The sequence below is a fragment of the Streptomyces sp. NPDC051286 genome (genome assembly GCF_044455345.1).
GTDB lineage: Bacteria > Actinomycetota > Actinomycetes > Streptomycetales > Streptomycetaceae > Streptomyces.
In genome coordinates this window covers 1-15,313 of sequence record NZ_JBITER010000037.1, presented here as the reverse complement: position 1 = coordinate 15,313, position 15,313 = coordinate 1, and the positions used below count along the sequence as shown (strand labels likewise).

Genomic DNA, 15,313 nt, shown 5'->3' with positions numbered 1-15,313 from the left:
GCTGGCCGGCGGTGACGGGAAAGGCGCGCAGGTACGGGATGGGACGTCACAGTGTGGCCTCCTCGGGCCTCAGCGGGAGGTCAGTGTCGTCGTCCGCCACCTCGCCTTCGCCCTTCGCCTTGGCCTCGACGGAGAGCTTCGGCAGGATCTCGTTGGCCAGACGGTCGGCGTACGGACCGAAGACCCGGACGAAGTTCTCCGTGGGCATCTGCCGGAACTGCCGCGCGAAGAAGGCATTCAGTCGCAGCAGGTTCGCCGCATGACGTGGCAGGAACACCGCCAGCGGGCACAGAAGACACACCCACGGCCGGGCCGGACACGGTTGCCCGGCAGGACCGTGGACTCCAGCCAGTTGATCGGCGCAGGCCGCAGTGAACACATCGCGCTCGCCGCCCACCAGCTCGGCAATGGCCGCGGTATCCAATTCGAGCCGTTTCACCTCATAGGGGAACTCCTCGGCGAACCGCGCTGCCTGCTCCGTCGAGAGCACCACCGGCGGTAGTGCCTTGCGGAGGATGTCGGCCTGGCCGTCCTCAATGATCGACTCGACCGCATCGAGCTGGGCGGGACTTGTCGGAGTGACGTAGTGATCGCCTTCGGTGCGGGCGGTGTGGTTCGGATCGATCGTGGCCCGTCCGGTCCACCCCCGCCTGGCCAATCGCTCGTGGTACGTCGCACGAATCCGGCCGCGATGGATCACGAACGGCTTGCCCGCATCGTCCACCAGGCCCAGCTGCTTCACCAGATCACGATGACGGCCTGTGCCCGACGGAGGACCGACGACCGGGCTGAACTTCCCACTCGCCGTAAACCACTTCGGCGTGTACGAGGTCCACAGCTGCCCACGGATCTCGGCGTCAGCGAAGTTCCGCAGCGGCGCCGAGTACGCCAGCCACCGCTCCAGCAGCCGCACCGCCCGAGCCGGAAGATTGGAACTCTCACGCGCAGTACGCCCCTTGACGTACGTGATCAGCATCGTGTCGTCGCCAGTCCATTCGAGACCGTCCAACCCCAGATCGTCGATGCCGTCCGGCACGACCCCGCAGTACATGCCGAACAAGACGGAGTAGGCGACTTGGACGACCGGGTGCGGAAACAGATCGCTGCGTACCTGCCGCACTGCCCGGCGCAGGCCCCACTGCGTCGACTTCGTGCCCTGGGTCTGCGCCCGGTACACGGGCCGGTCCGGAAAGGGGCCGTCCCGCAACAACAGCCAGGCGATGTCCTGCGGAATGTGGTGCGCCCTCGTCGACGGCTCCCCGCCCCGCGCGGCCAGCTCCAGAGCCCGCCGGTGACGGGCCCAGCTGTCGTCCACCACCGCCCGGCACGACGTCTCCAGCCGCTCCCACTCTCCATCGGTGTACGCCTTGTACGGGCTGGTGCTTCGATACGCCTGGATCTGGTTCCCCGTGAGGTAGGTGCGCACCTCCGGACGCAGAGCTCCGGTGATCGCGTCGAAGCCCTTCAACAGCATGCGGGTCTCGCGCTCACGCGTATACGTGCTGGCCATCCAGTAGCGGACCAGCGTGGCCCGCGTCAGGTCCGGGACGCTCCCGGTGAACCCGGCCTCAGTCAAAGCGCTCACCATCTGGCGCAGGGCCACCGCGTACGCCTTGGCCGTGTTCTTCGCGCCGATGCCGCCGTCGGGATGCGCGTTGGCCGCGAGCCCTTTCGCAAGGTCGCGCGCCAGCCCGGGATTGGGCAGACCGTCCAGAACGGCCGTCCACTCACGGCCGTTGGGGAACGCGAAGTGCACGGCCAATGGCTCGTCCATCACATACGCGGGCATTCGCCAGCCTCCTCGTCGTCGAACTCGGCCGCAGCTTCGGCGGCGGCCTCCGGATGTGGTGCGCCGGCCGTGTCCTTGTACGCGTCGCGATAGATCCGTGTGACGTCCAAGCGAGCGACGTAAAGCTCCGTCGACAGGACGCTCTGATGGCCGAGCAAGTCCCGCAGGATCAGCATCGGATCGTTCGTGGTCAGATAGAGAGCCATCGCGGCGTCGTCTCCGGTGTTGGCGGCGAGGGCAGCCGCCCGCTGGTAGTAGCCCGTGACCAGCCACTCCAGGGTTGCCATCGCCATCGAGTGACGCAGCCGGTGCGGGGCCACCGTCGGGAACCGCGGTTCGAACCGCTCGCGGATACGGGCCGACGTCCGACGGAAGACCGTCGCCCAGTCCACGAACGGCTTCCCCGAGGACTGCAGGCCCAGCAGTGGCGAACTCCCATCCGGAGCGACCAGGCGCAGCCGCTCGGCAGGCCGCAACTTCCGCCACGACCGCCGCTCCCCGTTGAGGTACGTACCTTCCCAGTCGGGCTCCTCCACCACCAGCGGCTCACCCAGCTTCGACGGCGGCCGCCACGTGAAGCCCTCGGCCGACGCGGCCCGGTCCAACTCGATGTACTGGTGCACCTCGGCGAGTGCCTCATAGCTGATCCACGATGTACGGGCCTTCTGCCCCTTGGTGATTGCATGGCTCAGCGGTAACAGCACGGGCAACGCTCGCGGGCGGGACGGAAGAGGCGGTACCTCGTAGATTGTCAGGTGCGTGAACTCCTGCCGCCGCAGGCCGCTGGACAGCACCAGGCCGCCCATCGCCGCGTTGCGGGCCCCTTCCCAGCCGCGGTAGCGCGGATCCGGCTCGCCATCCGGGCCGAGCCCTGCCAGGCCCCGCACGAACAGCTCCGCGAAGTCCCGTTCCAGGTACTTGATCGTCGTGTGCGGCCTCGGGGTGCGCAGCTTGGCAAGGTTCCGCTCCACCTCGACCAGAACCCCCTCCGCCATGCGCCGACCCGTCCGGTAGCTGAACGGCATGGCGGAGGCGATGCCTTCTTCACGGGCCCACGAGTAAAAGCCCGACAGGATGCCCATGTTCAGGTTCCATGTGCTCGGGTCCCAGCGGTCCTTGAGCTCCCCGGCCAGCCGGTACTCGGCGTACATGCCCAGGGCGGCGCGCAGATCCCGACCGTCACCCAGGGGGCCAACACCCCGGACTTGGAGGAACGCCAGCCAGTCGCGGAGGCAGTTGGCGCTGTTCTGCCAAGTGCGCGTGGCTGGGGCACCGTTCAGCGGAAGCTCACGCAGCCAGCGATTGACGAACACCGTCGGCCGGGGCACCCCTGGAGCGTCCTCGAATCTCAGGTCGTCGTCGATGAGTACGGGCATCCGGTCCCGGATGAGCGGCTGTTGAGCCACATCCCAGGACTCCCAGCCGGTGGCGGAGAAGCCGATCAGTTGCATGGCGCGGAGCCTAGATATTCGACACGACCTCACTGCAACAGACTTGGAGGAATCACTCCAAGGTGTACCGCGAGGAAAGCGACACGGCGATTAAGCAGCGACTTCGGGGTGCAGGATGGTCAGGACGCTTGCTGTGGCGATCAGCGAGATCGTGCCGTTCAGCGCGGCCACGCAGGCGCTGATCATGCGCCGGGCGGAGGCCGCACCGTACTGCGCGACATCGATCAGGCGCCGGAACTCCGGGTCCTCGATGGCCTCCAGTTCGACTGCGGTGGCTGCTGCCAGGTACTCGGTGGTCGCGATCCGTTCCACCAGGGGCTCCAGGCGCCCGGCCCGTGAAGTGGACCAGCCGGCCAGGCCGGCGTTCACCACCGCCACGGCCGCGCCGGCGATCAACGCGGGAAGGGCACCGTACAGGCGGTCGACGGGCGTGCCGCTGCCGAGCAGGGCATGCATCACGGCGTTGACCGCGAGCAGGCTGACGGCCGCCGCGATGCCCTGGCCGATCTCACCGACGCCGACTGCCAGCAGTGCGGGCCGGTCGGCGGACCAGGCCCGGCGCAGGGTGCTGCCGACCAGCCGGGGCATGGCACGAATGGCCGAGAGCATGGTCAAGTCGAGCCGCGCACGCTCATGTTCGGCCCAGCCCATGTCGTAGCGCAGGGGCCCGCCGAACAGCTTCTGCTCGGCTGCGGAAACTGTCGGCTCAACCATCCGCACCCGACGCAGATACCGCTTCACGATGCGCCTCCCCGGGCAGGAACGGGCCGGCTCAGGGTCAGGCACGTGGGCCCCTCGGCGACCATGCGGAAGATCGCCACGGTGCAGGGGTTGCAGCCGTGCGACGGCTTGCCCAAGGCAGCCCGGAACGGTCCATCATGCCTGTCCGGCTCAGCATTGTGAGGTTCGCCGCTCCAGGACTGCGCCACGAACACCGTGCTGATCCGGTCCTCGCCGAGGGGGTCGTCGTCATGCACCAGACCGCAGAACTTCTGATGACGCGGGTCGGTATCGACCCCGGCCGCCACGCGTGCTTCCCCGCGGGCTGCCTGATCGAGCGACTCACTCTCCTCCAAGTTGTCGCCCACCACCGCGAGTTGTCCCGGCGCGGGGTCAGCCCCGGCAGCTCTGCGGACGCACAGGACACATCCGTCCGAGCGGAACGGTAACCGGACAGCATCTGCCGCCAAACGGTAACGATCGTTGGTCACTCGAAGGTCCCCCTCTTCAGCCACTCCACCGTGCGCAAGCCTCGCGCGGTCACGGCTTCGCCGCCATACCGCGATCCGTAGGCCGGAGCGCCGGCTGCATCCGCCGCTGCGAAGCAGAACCGGGTGTCCTTCTCCGGCCTGCCTGCCGAGGCCGCCCCACGTGCGTGGCGGGCTGCCATGTTTCGCGGGCTCGGCGAGCGCCCTCACCGAGCCGGGCGGCATCGACCTGCTGGTGAACAACGTCGGAGCGGAGGACGACGTCCAACCGGTCGGCTTCCTCGACACCGACGACACTCGTGGATCGCCCCAGGGCCCATGTGGGCCGCATCTGACGCCGTGCGCTGATCCACCAGGGATGACGGGACAGCCCTTAGATGAGCGCGTTGAGTCCCGGATCGGCGGACGATTGCGTCGGGTGCAATCACCGCTGGCCCTGCCAGTCGGCCCACTGCCGGAACGAGGCTCGGGCCGTGTCAGTCGGTACAGCTGTGGGCGTGACGCGCCACCCGCTTGCGCCACGGGGCTGAAGGGTGCCGTCCCACTCGGCGATGATGTCCTGAGCCACGCCGTAACCGATACTCAGGGCGCCCTTTCGCCTCTGGGGCCGACCCTGGTCTCTGCCCTCGCCCTCTACGCGACCGATCGGATACTGGCCGCCACTCAGAGCGCTGCGACAAAAGGAAAATGACGGCCATTCAGATGGACATCAACCTGACTATTTTTCAAATAGATGAAGCGTATATGCGTAAATAGCGCAAATTCACCCGATCAGTCGTTGGATATCACGCCTTAGAGGTGTCCGACATGACAGATAAAAACATTATTCAGTACGTTTGTCACGTATCGGCTACAGCCGATGTCTCTGAGACAGGAGAAGCGATATGACCACGCGTACTGTCGCCGTGACCGCCGCCGTTGTAGGCGCCGCGGCCCTGGCGGCAACCGGTATCAACTACGCCACGGCCGCGGATACCCCCGCAGCCGCGCCCGTTGTCCAGCAGCAGGCCGCTGCTCCCGCCGCGGCACCGCTGGAAGAGGGCGGCGGCGGGAAGGGCAACAGCAACGGAGGTGGCGGCTACGGCGGCAACGGTGGCGGCGGCCGAGGTGGCGACAGCGGTGGCGGCTACGGCGGCAACGGTGGTGGCGGCAACGGTGGCGGCTACGGCGGCAACGGTGGTGGCGGCAACGGTGGCGGCTACGGCGGCAACGGTGGCGGCGGCAACGGTGGCGGCTACGGCGGCAACGGCGGTGGCGGCCGAGGTGGCGACAGCGGTGGCGGCTACGGCGGCAACGGTGGCGGCGGCAACGGTGGCGGCTACGGCGGCAACGGTGGCGGCGGCAAGGGCGGCGGCTACGGCGGCAACGGTGGCGGCGGCTACGGCGGCAACGGTGGCGGCGGCTACGGCGGCGGGGACGAGGGCTACGGTGGCGACTACGAGAGGGGAAGGATTTTCTTCAACGAGCGGTCCTACTCCGCCCACTCCGACGGCTGCATCACCGTGGTGAGCGGTCTGGGCTCCAGGACTCTCAACGTCCGCAACGACAGCCGTCGGACCGTTGAGGTCTTCCGCGGCGCCACCTGTGACAACGGCTCTCCCGTTGCCACGGTCGGCCCGTACAGCACCAGCAACGGTGTCACGCCGCGCTTCGTCCACGGCGGCGTGTTCGTCAAGAACGGTGTCGTGGGCAGCTTCCGAGTGATCAGGGACCGCTACCGCGACGAGTGGTAACGGCAACGCCCACACGCTATGGAAACCCTGGCCCGCCGGAATCGGGCCAGGGTTTCCGGTCTTCGATGCGCGGTACGCATCAGGTCGGCGTCGCGGAAGCCGGAGAGTGCGGCCGCGCACAGTCGGACGGCCGGTATGCGGGCTTCATGGTTACCACACTTCCTGTCGCGGGAGGCTGTTTGGCGCCTGTGCTGCCATCTCACGGCCGCGGCCAGGGCCTGCCGTCCAGGCGCTCAATGTCGGTGTTGAAGCGCTTGAGGTAGTCGGCGAAGGCGGCGATGTCCTCGTCGGACCAGTCGGCCATGATCTGTTCCAGGGTATGGATGGTGCCCTCGCGCTCCTCGTCGAGACGCTGCTCGCCTTCCGCGGTGATACGGAACTTGCGCGCCATGCCACCGTCGGGGTCCGGGATGCGCTCGACGAGCCCGGCGCGCATGGCGGCTGCGGTCTGCCGGTTCAAGGTGGACGCGTCGAGGCCGAATGCGTCGCCGAGCTGACCGATGGACATCGGGCCCTGCACCCGGATACGGCTGAGCAGGATGTATGCGCTGCGCTCCAGGGTGCTGCCCTTGCGCCGCCCCTTCGACTTGTGCAGGTGAAGGTAGCGGCTCTGCAGCATCTGCTCGTACTCCACCTGGCGCGTGGCCCTGTTCATCGGATCTCCTCGACGGTCCCGTGCATGCCGGACGGTGCATGCGATGTCGCAATGATCCTGCCTCATGCATGCTGCATGCAGCATGGCCGATACATTAGATGTGTATGATGCATATTCTCTTTCGATCTCGAATCCCGAACACCTAGAGGAGCCCTTTATGGACGGCCCCCAGCCAACCCCCCGATCGGGCGGCGTTGTCGCCACGCTCGCGCTGGCCGGCACTGTCGCCGCGATCATGCAGACCCTGGTGACGCCGCTGATCACGGATCTGCCGCAGATCCTGCACACCACGTCCTCCAATGCCACGTGGGTGATCACCGTCACGCTCCTGTCGGCAGCGGTCTGCGTCCCCGTCGCCGGCCGCCTCGGCGATCTGCTGGGTAAGCGCAAGATGCTGCTCGCCTCCTGTGTGCCGCTGATCGTCGGCTCGGTGGTGTGCGCCCTGACCTCGTCCGTCGGCATGATGATCGTCGGGCGCGGTCTGCAGGGCATGGGCATGGGCGTGGTGCCGCTCGGCATCAGCATGCTGCGTGACCTGCTGCCGGCCGAAAAGCTCAGCTCTTCCATCGCACTCGTGAGCGCCTCCATGGGCATCGGCGGCGGCCTCGGCCTGCCGATCGCCGCCGCAGTCGCGGAGTACACGAGCTGGCGGGCGCTGTTCTGGGGGTCGGCCGTCCTCGCCGCGCTGATCGCCGTGATGATCTGGTCCTTCATTCCCAACGTACCGGCCGCGGCGAAGGGGGAGCGCTTCGACCTGGCCGGGGCGCTCGGTCTCGGCGTGGGCCTGGTCTGTCTGCTGCTCGCGATCTCCAAGGGTGCGGACTGGGGCTGGGGCTCAGGCAGCACGCTCGGCCTTTTCACCGCCGCGGTCGTGGTCCTGCTGGTCTGGGGTTTCTGGGAGATGCGCACCCGCGACCCGCTGATCGACCTGCGCACCACCGCCCGCCCCCGGGTGCTGCTCACCAACGCCGCCTCGATCCTGATCGGCGTCGGCATGTACGCGCAGATGCTGATTGTGCCGCAGCTGCTGCAGTTCCCCGAGGCGACCGGCTACGGCCTCGGCCAGTCGATGCTGGCGATGGGCCTGTGGATGGCGCCCGCCGGCCTCGTCATGATGGTCGTCTCGCCGTTCGGCGGGAAGCTGACCAACGCGCGCGGCCCGAAGTTCACCCTCGTCTCCGGTTCCCTCGTCATCGCGGCCGGCTATGGCCTGTCCATGGCGTTGATGGGCTCGACCTGGGGTCTGCTGATCGTCACCGTGGTGATCAGCGGTGGCGTCGGTCTCGCCTACGGTGCGATGCCCGCCCTGATCATGAGCGCGGTCCCGATGTCCGAGACGGCCGCCGCGAACGGCTTCAACGCGCTGATGCGCTCGCTCGGCACCTCGATCGGCGCCGCGGTGATCGGTGCCGTCCTCTCGCAGATGACGGTCACCATGGGCGGCTTCACGTTCGCCTCCGAGGACGGCTTCCGCGTCGGTCTGCTGATCGGCGGCGGCGTCGCGCTCTTGGCAGCCGCGGTGGCAGCGGTCATCCCGGGCGTTGTCCAGTCCGCCGCTGCGCAGGACGGTGAGGCGGGGAACGCCGTTACCGCCGAGCTCGCTGTCAAGGCCTGAGGGAGGCACATCGGCAGGGCCGTCCGCTCCGGGCCGTCGGTGTCCCGGGGCGGTCGCGGGCCCACCCACCGCTCGGGGTGCGGCGTCGATCTACCCGTCCAGCAGCTGCACGTGGAACGTGGTGAACGCCATCATGGGCAATCCGTACGCCCCACCGTGAACACCAGGTCCATGAGCTGTGCTCGTCGGGTGCCCTCCGCGACGCGACGGTCGCCGATGCCGAATCCGCCGTCGCCGCCCCGCCGCGCCCCATCGTCAAGCGCACGACGCACGACGCACGGCGCACGACGCACGACGCACGGCGCACGGGGAGGCGGTGACGTGCAGTCGGCGCCGACCGGTCGTCCTGGAACCCGATGTGGTGCGCGAACCCACCCGTATCTTCGCGGGTCCCGATACGGCAGTCCGTGCCGGTAGTCATCCGTCGGGAGTCGGAGTAGCGCCATCCGGGCCCGCTGCGTGCCGCTGGGCGACTCGGTCGATGTCGTGGGCGGTGACGATCCCGTCGAGTCGGCCGCTGTCCGTGACCAGGATGGGCAGCCCGCCGCCCGAGCCGAGGCGGTCCAGGACCCCGATGAGGAGCTCGTCCGCTGTGGCGAGCGTGCACTGCGACAGCGGGGTTGCCACTTCCCGTATGCGCAGCGTCTCCCGCTGCTCGGACGGCACGGCACCGAGGCGGCGCAGCCGTACGACGCCGCTGGGACGGCCTTCGAAGTCCACCAATGGCACAACCGAATGACCGGCCTGTGCGGCCACGTCGGACAGGAATCGGTTCACCGTCAGCCAGTCCGGACCGGTGGCGGCCGGACTGGTCATCGCCTCCCTCACGCGTACGCCGCGCAGGACTGTGCGGAGCTCGGCCCACCGTCGTTCGGCTGCGGCGGTGAGTGCCACGAACCAGCCGATGACCAGCAGCCACAATCCACCCGGCACCCCCCTCACAAAAGCCAGCCACCCGACCACGGCGAGACCCATACCGAGGATCTGTCCGCTGCGCCCGGCCGCCCGCCGGGCCCGGTCCTCGTCACCCGTGCACCACCAGAGCGCGGCCTGCAGGACCCGGCCGCCGTCCAAGGGTGCGGCGGGAAGCAGATTAAAGACGCCCAGCAGCAGGTTTGTGCCGCCCAGCCACGCGAGCACAACAGCTGGTATCCGCCAGCCCCCTGCCCCGGCTCCGGCCGCGGCCCCCAGTGCGGCCCCGCCGAGCACCAGGCTGGCCAGCGGCCCGCTCACGGCGACCACGAGCGCAGCCCGTGCCGTCGCAGGCCGCTGCATCCGGGTTATTCCGCCCAGCGCCCACAACGTAATGTCCCGCACGGGGATCCCGGTCCTGCGGGCCGTGAGCGCGTGCGCCACCTCATGCGCCACCAGACTCACCAGCAACAGCAGAGCACCGATGACTCCAGCCACCGCGTACACCACCGACGCCAGGCCTGGCGCGTACGCAGGCAGTGTGCGGCTGCCCAGACCGTACGCGAAGAGCAGCATGATCAGCGGCACGCTCCAATGCGCACGCAGCTCCAGCCCCCGCACACTCCCGATCCGGATCGAACCCTTCATTGCGATCACCCGTAGACGGAACACGACGCACGGCCGCCGACCGAAGTCCGTCCCCTTACATGGTCCGTCGGCAGGCCCAGCGACCGGAACCGCTCAACGGCCTTGCGTCGGAGTGATGCCGCCTTGTGCCGGCCACAAGATCTCAGCAGGAAGCCCCGAGACGGAGGTCGCCGTGATCCCCGGGGCTTCTTCGCGGTTTCTCTCCCAGGTGCCGTGACCGGAAAGGTTCACCGGGTTGTGGCCGGCGGTGTGGCGCTCGCTGAAATCCGCTGTGAGCGTTGTTGCGGTGCCGCTACTGTGGCGCGGTGATGACTCAGGTGATCTTTCTCAATGGTGGCTCCAGCTCGGGGAAGTCCGGGATCGTGCGGTGTCTGCAGGCGGTCCTGCCGGGTCCGTGGCTGGCCTTCGGAGTCGACACGCTGGTTGAGGCGATGCCCGCGTCCATGCGGGCATCGGATGCCGGGATCGAGCTCGCTCCGGACGGCGAAGTGATCGTCGGGCCGGAGTTCCGGACTCTGGAAGCAGCCTGGATCGAGGGAATCGCCGCCATGGCCCGAGCGGGCGCGCGGGTCATCATCGATGAGGTCTTCCTCGGCGGCGCGGACTCACAGCAGCGATGGCAGAAGGCTCTGGGCGAACTGCAGGTGCTGTGGGTCGGCGTCCGGTGCGACGGTGCGATTGCCGCAGGCCGTGAGATCGCACGAGGGGATCGGGTCGCCGGGATGGCCATGTCCCAGGCCGATGTGGTCCACCGGGGCATGGTCTACGACCTGGAGGTGGACACCACACATGCCGAGTCGATGGAGTGCGCACGGGCCATTGCCGTACATGTCAGGTAAGCGACGGCTCGGTTCTCTGCAGCTGCGACCGCAGCGCCGGGACGGTGCGCGTCAGGCGTGGCCCCTTCCGAGATCACCTGCGCGCACGGCCTCGACGGGCCGCGATGTCCTCTGGCCGGGCGTGGTCCCGGGGCGCGTGTGTGGGGTGTCAGCATAAGGATCAGCGCTCGCGAACAGCCCTGCGGTAGTGATGAGAACGCCCAGCAGCAGTGCGAGGTTGGTCCGTTCCGCCGTCATCGTCAGCCCACGGCGTCGTCTGCAGCGGACGGACCTGGTTGAGGAAGGCGCCTTCACGGGTCAGGACAAAGGCCGGGGTGAGCGTGGGTCGGCTCATGGGGACCGTGCGTGCCGGACGACGGGCCCGCCCCGAAGGAGCCGGTTTGCAGCACGTCGATGGTGGAGGCAGGGTGGGATGACAGCCCCGCTTACGACACCCCTGCCGAACGCTCGGAAGGACAGGGATTCTGATGACCAAGGGCACGGCGAAGGCGAAACAGGTCAAGGGCAAGATGAAGGAGACCCTTGGCAAGGCAATCGGCGACAAATCCGCGCAGAGGCACGGTTTGGGCGAGCAACTGCGCGGGAAGGCGCAGGAGATCGCCCACAAGACAGCCGACCAGGTCCGGAAGCGGACGGGGCACTGACCTCGACCACTCGTGAGGCGAAGTAGAAGTATCGGTTCTGCCGCTGGCCCCCGGTGCGCCGTTCTGCCCGGGCCCGGCGCGCGTCTCCATTCACGCCGCAGGGAGGCACGCCGCCCAGGAGCGCACTGAGACCGTTCCGCCCCGACCGCCCGTCTCCCGATGCACGGACGCCCCGTACAGCGCCCGCCCCCCAGTGCGGGATGCTGGAGCAGGGCGCCTTGTACGAGGCCGGGTGCCGCGCGGCGAGGCAACCCGCCGGTAGTACGGATGACGCGGCATTGGGTCGCAGTGCGACCCGTCCGGACCGGGCGTACAGGACCACCGTGTCCAGGGGCCGTGGTCTGTCTGCCCGCTCGTCCGCGAAGGCCCGTTCCCGCCGCTGGAGGATGGAGGCGGCCCATCGATGCGTGCACAGGGCCAACGATGCGACGATTCCCTGTTGTCAGGCGTGGGGCCGGTGGCCCAGCGCGCGCACGATCTGCCCCGCGTTCTTGTAGCGCTCACCCCCGGGCAGTTCACGCACCGCATCGACCAGAGTGTCCGGGGCGTGCTCCTTCGACAAGGTCTGCACGAGTGACGAACGGTCACCCGGGAAGGCCGTGCGATTCAGGTGGCGCGCCAGATCGGACCGCAGAGTTTCGGCCGCCTTCTCGGCGCGTATCCGGTCCCTTTCTTTGCCTGGTGGGGGGACGGGGCCACCCGGGTCCACTCGCACGTCGTCGTCGGCTGCCGGCTCGGGATCGTAGGTCTCCTCGGCATGGGTGGGGTGGCCGGACCTCAGATAGCCCTGCAGTTCATGCTTCCTCGCATCGTCCTTGTGCGGGCTGACCTGGTTGCTTCCTCGCTCCATGGTGGAACACCTTCTCTGTGCGCGGTGATGCTGCCGGACGGTCAGCCGACGGACGGGGCTTCGACAGGTCCTCAACGGCCGGATCAGGCAGCGCCTGGGCGGGCCGGGCCTGCAGTTCGCGAGCGGCTGGTGGTCCTCAACCATCGAGGCATCGACACACCAGCTGGCACGCCTCACCGACCGCCTCTCCGGACGGTTCACGGAGTGCTCCTGCACGCTGCTACGGCCCTGCGTGTACTGCTGACGGGCAGTCGAGGCCTGCGGCTTCGGATCGAGGTCGTCGTGCCCCTGCTCGCGGGCGCGCAGATCGCGCTCTGCCGCCTGCCTTGTGCCTGCACGCCCCCCTCGCAGTGTGGGGGCTGCGATGGCTTCGGCGGTTTGGTCATGTCCTGGCCTCGCTGTCCAGAGTTCGTGCTCAGGCGGCTCTCTGCACACCTTTTGAGGGTAGTCGAAATCACCCATCTGCGCGTATGGGACCACTGAGGATGTTTCGTGCCCTTTCCTCCGACGGCGGCCGTGCGGTGGTGGTCGGGGCGTATTCGTGGCGGGTGGCGATGCCGCGCCACTGCTGTACGCGGGCGAGCACATGGTTGGTGAGTACATTCATTGCGAAGGTGAACTCGAACCCGTCTGCTCTGCCGTGATATCGGCGCAAGGCCGGGGCGGGCACCAGGGCGCCGGGTCCGGGCGGCTAGAGCTGTGTACCGCGGGGACTGCGCCGTGGATCACGGGCACCACCCTCTGCGTTGACGGCTACATGAATGAGGACTTCCGTCAGGTCGCCGACAGCCTGGCGTGGGTCAGTTGCCGCCACTCGGGCAGCGGCCTCGACGGGCGTGGGCCACCTCCCGTGCGGCCGGGCGATTCGCTCCGGTGCCCCGGTGAACAACGGTTCCCGGGCGTTCACGATGTCCTAACGTCCGGGCTTCGTATGGGCTGCAACTGCGGCCTAGCGTCGCAGGGTCCAGTTCGTCCGACGTACATGAGGTTCACATGTCCCTCCGGCATGCAGTTGCCGCGCTGGCCGTCGTACCCGCGCTCGTGGTCCCCGCGACGGCCCAGGCGGCCACGGCTCACAACGGCCACGTCCCGCCCCAGCAGAGCCATTTCGACCTCCAGGCCCACCGCGGTGGCATCGGCATGACCACCGAGGAGTCCCTGGAGGGCTTCGGCAAGGCCCTTCGCCTCGGAGTGACCACCCTGGAGCTGGACACCCATATCACCAAGGACCAGAAGGTCGTCGTCAACCACGACCGGCAGATCAGCGCCCAGAAGTGCAAGGACACCGGGCCGGTGACGCCGGGCGACCCGATGTACCCGTACGTCGGGAAGTACATCAAGGACCTGACGCTGGCTCAGATCAAGGCAATGGACTGCGGCTACCAGCAACTGCCCGGCTTCCCCGAGCAGGAGCAGGTCAAGGGCTTCCGGATGGTGGAGCTCAAGGACGTCCTCAACCTGGTCAAGAGTTACGACGCCAAGCAGGTCAAGCTCAACATCGAGACCAAGGTCGAGGCGGGCGCGCCGGAGCAGACCGCACCGCGCGAGCTGTTCGTCCGCCGCGTCCACGAGGAGATCCACCGCTCGGGGATCGAGCGGCAGGTCACCATCCAGTCCTTCGACTGGGGCGCGCTGAAGGAGATGCACAAGCTCGCGCCGTCCTACCCGCTGGTGGCACTGACCAACTACGACTTCCTTCAGGTCGGCAAGCCCGGCGCCTCCCCGTGGCTGGGCGGCATCGACGTCGACGACTACGACGGCGACTTCGTCAAGGCTGCCTCCGCCGTCCCAGGTGTCACGGCGCTTTCCCCCAATTACGGCTTCCCGCAGAACGGCACCGTGGCGGACCCGAGTTTCCGCTTCTACCCCGACGAGAAGATGATCTCCGAGGCCCACGCCCGAGGCCTGAAGGTCATCCCGTGGACCTGTGACGACAACGCCACGGTCGAGGCGCTGATGGACATGGGCGTCGACGGCATCATCACCAACTACCCCAACCACGTACGGGAGATCATGGCCGAACGCGGCATGCGTCTGCCCAAGGCCTACCCCGCGCCGAACCACCACTGACGAGTGCCGGCACGCCACAGGCGCGTACGTCCCCGGAGCGCCGTTGTTCCGGGGACGTACGCCGTTACGGGACCGGCCCTGGGGCGTGTTTCGAAAGTCCCGCCTGCCTGGCGGCGTCTGGCACGCACGCTCGCTGCGTTGTCGGGCTCACCCCGATACGCCCAGTATCGGGGTGACCGTCCGCCTTGCGACCGCACGCACCAGACGCCGCCAGGCCCGCCCTACGGGCGGACGACGCTCCTTTCGAAACACGCCCTAGTGGTCGTTTCAGAGTGAGGACACCGAGTCTTTCGAGGGCGCGCAGCCCGGCCGCGCGCCGGCCGCGTCGGCCATGAAAATCGCTGTCCGGTCGCCGGAGCACGGTGATAGCCAGCCGGAGTGGAAAATACTCTGGAGTTCCTCGACCTGCTGCAGCTGATCGACGAACGGTCGACATCTCCAGTACCCCGGCCCTCCCCAGATCCGCCAGGTTCGAGCCGGTGGCACTTTAAGAGACGTAAACGCCGGTTCCTCGCGTACTCCTCTCCATCATGCTTGCCGGACCCGCCCCATCTGGCAGTACGGGACACGTCCCGGCTTTGTCAGGGCCGCTCTCGCCCTCCCCGGCATCACCCGGATCAGGCTGCCCCTAGCACCAACCCCACTGCTGCGACAGCGGGTTGGTGCAGGTCTTCCACCTCCACTCGAACCAACAGTGCCTCAGGGCGCAAACGGAACCTGTGCCAGAACCTCGGATTTCGTGACATCCCCACCCTCCTCCTGGTCTCGCAAGTCTTCGCCCACGCCGCTCCTGGCCCTACTCAGCCCGGATCCACCGGCTTGATTCCGGTGTGATCGTTTCGGGGTTGTGCAGGCCGTGTCGGGGTTGAGCTGCGGATTCGGGCGTGGGGTGGCCGCTG

At 68.1% G+C, this 15,313-nt stretch carries 11 protein-coding genes and 2 pseudogenes; 6 read left to right on the top strand and 7 right to left on the bottom strand.

Annotated elements, in window-relative coordinates; all coding sequences use genetic code 11:
* Positions 1–46: 46 nt before the first annotated feature.
* From ACIBB8_RS28520 to ACIBB8_RS28505, 4 genes and pseudogenes are all read right to left on the bottom strand, one after another.
* Positions 47–1,789 carry a hypothetical protein gene (locus ACIBB8_RS28520; protein ID WP_398956867.1) on the bottom strand — a complete coding sequence of 581 codons (1,743 nt, stop codon included), beginning with the start codon at positions 1,787–1,789 and terminating at the stop codon, positions 47–49.
* Positions 1,774–3,240 (bottom strand): site-specific integrase, encoded by a 1,467-nt coding sequence (locus ACIBB8_RS28515; protein ID WP_398956865.1) that lies wholly within the window; start codon positions 3,238–3,240, stop codon positions 1,774–1,776. Before ACIBB8_RS28515 ends, ACIBB8_RS28520 begins: the two co-directional genes overlap by 16 nt.
* A gap of 105 nt (positions 3,241–3,345) precedes the next feature.
* Positions 3,346–3,954, bottom strand: a pseudogene (locus tag ACIBB8_RS28510) (ABC transporter ATP-binding protein); the annotation flags it as partial.
* 23 nt (positions 3,955–3,977) lie between these two features.
* Positions 3,978–4,673: an NUDIX domain-containing protein gene (locus tag ACIBB8_RS28505; protein ID WP_398956863.1), complete on the bottom strand. Its 696-nt coding sequence runs from the start codon at positions 4,671–4,673 to the stop codon at positions 3,978–3,980.
* On the opposite strand from ACIBB8_RS28505, the pseudogene ACIBB8_RS28500 reads away from it, so the two are divergent.
* Together ACIBB8_RS28500 and ACIBB8_RS28495 are read left to right on the top strand one after the other, a co-directional pair.
* Positions 4,648–4,749, top strand: a pseudogene (locus ACIBB8_RS28500) (3-oxoacyl-ACP reductase); the annotation flags it as partial. The gene ACIBB8_RS28505 and the pseudogene ACIBB8_RS28500 sit on opposite strands and share 26 nt — an antisense overlap.
* A 583-nt stretch (positions 4,750–5,332) precedes the next feature.
* Positions 5,333–6,181 (top strand): hypothetical protein, encoded by an 849-nt coding sequence (locus tag ACIBB8_RS28495; RefSeq protein WP_398956861.1) that lies wholly within the window; start codon positions 5,333–5,335, stop codon positions 6,179–6,181.
* A gap of 199 nt (positions 6,182–6,380) precedes the next feature.
* On the opposite strand, the gene ACIBB8_RS28490 is transcribed toward ACIBB8_RS28495, so the two are convergent.
* Positions 6,381–6,836 carry a MarR family transcriptional regulator gene (locus ACIBB8_RS28490; RefSeq protein WP_366136645.1) on the bottom strand — a complete coding sequence of 152 codons (456 nt, stop codon included), beginning with the start codon at positions 6,834–6,836 and terminating at the stop codon, positions 6,381–6,383.
* A gap of 157 nt (positions 6,837–6,993) precedes the next feature.
* Between ACIBB8_RS28490 and ACIBB8_RS28485 the strand changes: the two genes are divergently transcribed.
* Positions 6,994–8,451, top strand: a complete 1,458-nt coding sequence (locus tag ACIBB8_RS28485; protein ID WP_398956859.1) for an MFS transporter — start codon at positions 6,994–6,996, stop codon at positions 8,449–8,451.
* 417 nt (positions 8,452–8,868) lie between these two features.
* Here ACIBB8_RS28485 and ACIBB8_RS28480 read toward each other — a convergent pair whose 3' ends face one another.
* Positions 8,869–10,011 (bottom strand): site-2 protease family protein, encoded by a 1,143-nt coding sequence (locus ACIBB8_RS28480; RefSeq protein ID WP_398956930.1) that lies wholly within the window; start codon positions 10,009–10,011, stop codon positions 8,869–8,871.
* A 308-nt stretch (positions 10,012–10,319) separates the two neighbouring features.
* On the opposite strand from ACIBB8_RS28480, the gene cpt reads away from it, so the two are divergent.
* Positions 10,320–10,850, top strand: coding sequence for a chloramphenicol phosphotransferase CPT (gene cpt, locus ACIBB8_RS28475; RefSeq protein ID WP_398956928.1), 531 nt, complete (start codon positions 10,320–10,322; stop codon positions 10,848–10,850).
* Positions 10,851–11,317: 467 nt separating this feature from the next.
* Positions 11,318–11,494: a CsbD family protein gene (locus ACIBB8_RS28470; RefSeq protein ID WP_398956857.1), complete on the top strand. Its 177-nt coding sequence runs from the start codon at positions 11,318–11,320 to the stop codon at positions 11,492–11,494.
* A 442-nt stretch (positions 11,495–11,936) separates the two neighbouring features.
* On the opposite strand, the gene ACIBB8_RS28465 is transcribed toward ACIBB8_RS28470, so the two are convergent.
* Entirely contained in the window at positions 11,937–12,344 is a 408-nt protein-coding gene (locus ACIBB8_RS28465) for a DUF2795 domain-containing protein (protein ID WP_366691044.1), read from the bottom strand.
* Positions 12,345–13,337: 993 nt separating this feature from the next.
* Between ACIBB8_RS28465 and ACIBB8_RS28460 the strand changes: the two genes are divergently transcribed.
* A complete protein-coding gene (locus tag ACIBB8_RS28460) occupies positions 13,338–14,414 on the top strand; it encodes a glycerophosphodiester phosphodiesterase family protein (RefSeq protein ID WP_398956854.1) in 1,077 nt (358 codons plus the stop codon).
* Positions 14,415–15,313 lie beyond the last annotated feature (899 nt).

Bases quoted from the DNA above. Each gene is read 5' to 3' on its own strand.
- ACIBB8_RS28520 (WP_398956867.1), bottom strand. From the start codon at position 1,789: ATGCCCGCGTATGTGATGGACGAGCCATTGGCCGTGCACTTCGCGTTC.
- ACIBB8_RS28515 (WP_398956865.1), bottom strand. From the start codon at position 3,240: ATGCAACTGATCGGCTTCTCCGCCACCGGCTGGGAGTCCTGGGATGTG.
- ACIBB8_RS28505 (WP_398956863.1), bottom strand. From the start codon at position 4,673: ATGCCGCCCGGCTCGGTGAGGGCGCTCGCCGAGCCCGCGAAACATGGC.
- ACIBB8_RS28495 (WP_398956861.1), top strand. From the start codon at position 5,333: ATGACCACGCGTACTGTCGCCGTGACCGCCGCCGTTGTAGGCGCCGCG.
- ACIBB8_RS28490 (WP_366136645.1), bottom strand. From the start codon at position 6,836: ATGAACAGGGCCACGCGCCAGGTGGAGTACGAGCAGATGCTGCAGAGC.
- ACIBB8_RS28485 (WP_398956859.1), top strand. From the start codon at position 6,994: ATGGACGGCCCCCAGCCAACCCCCCGATCGGGCGGCGTTGTCGCCACG.
- ACIBB8_RS28480 (WP_398956930.1), bottom strand. From the start codon at position 10,011: ATGAAGGGTTCGATCCGGATCGGGAGTGTGCGGGGGCTGGAGCTGCGT.
- cpt (WP_398956928.1), top strand. From the start codon at position 10,320: ATGACTCAGGTGATCTTTCTCAATGGTGGCTCCAGCTCGGGGAAGTCC.
- ACIBB8_RS28470 (WP_398956857.1), top strand. From the start codon at position 11,318: ATGACCAAGGGCACGGCGAAGGCGAAACAGGTCAAGGGCAAGATGAAG.
- ACIBB8_RS28465 (WP_366691044.1), bottom strand. From the start codon at position 12,344: ATGGAGCGAGGAAGCAACCAGGTCAGCCCGCACAAGGACGATGCGAGG.
- ACIBB8_RS28460 (WP_398956854.1), top strand. From the start codon at position 13,338: ATGTCCCTCCGGCATGCAGTTGCCGCGCTGGCCGTCGTACCCGCGCTC.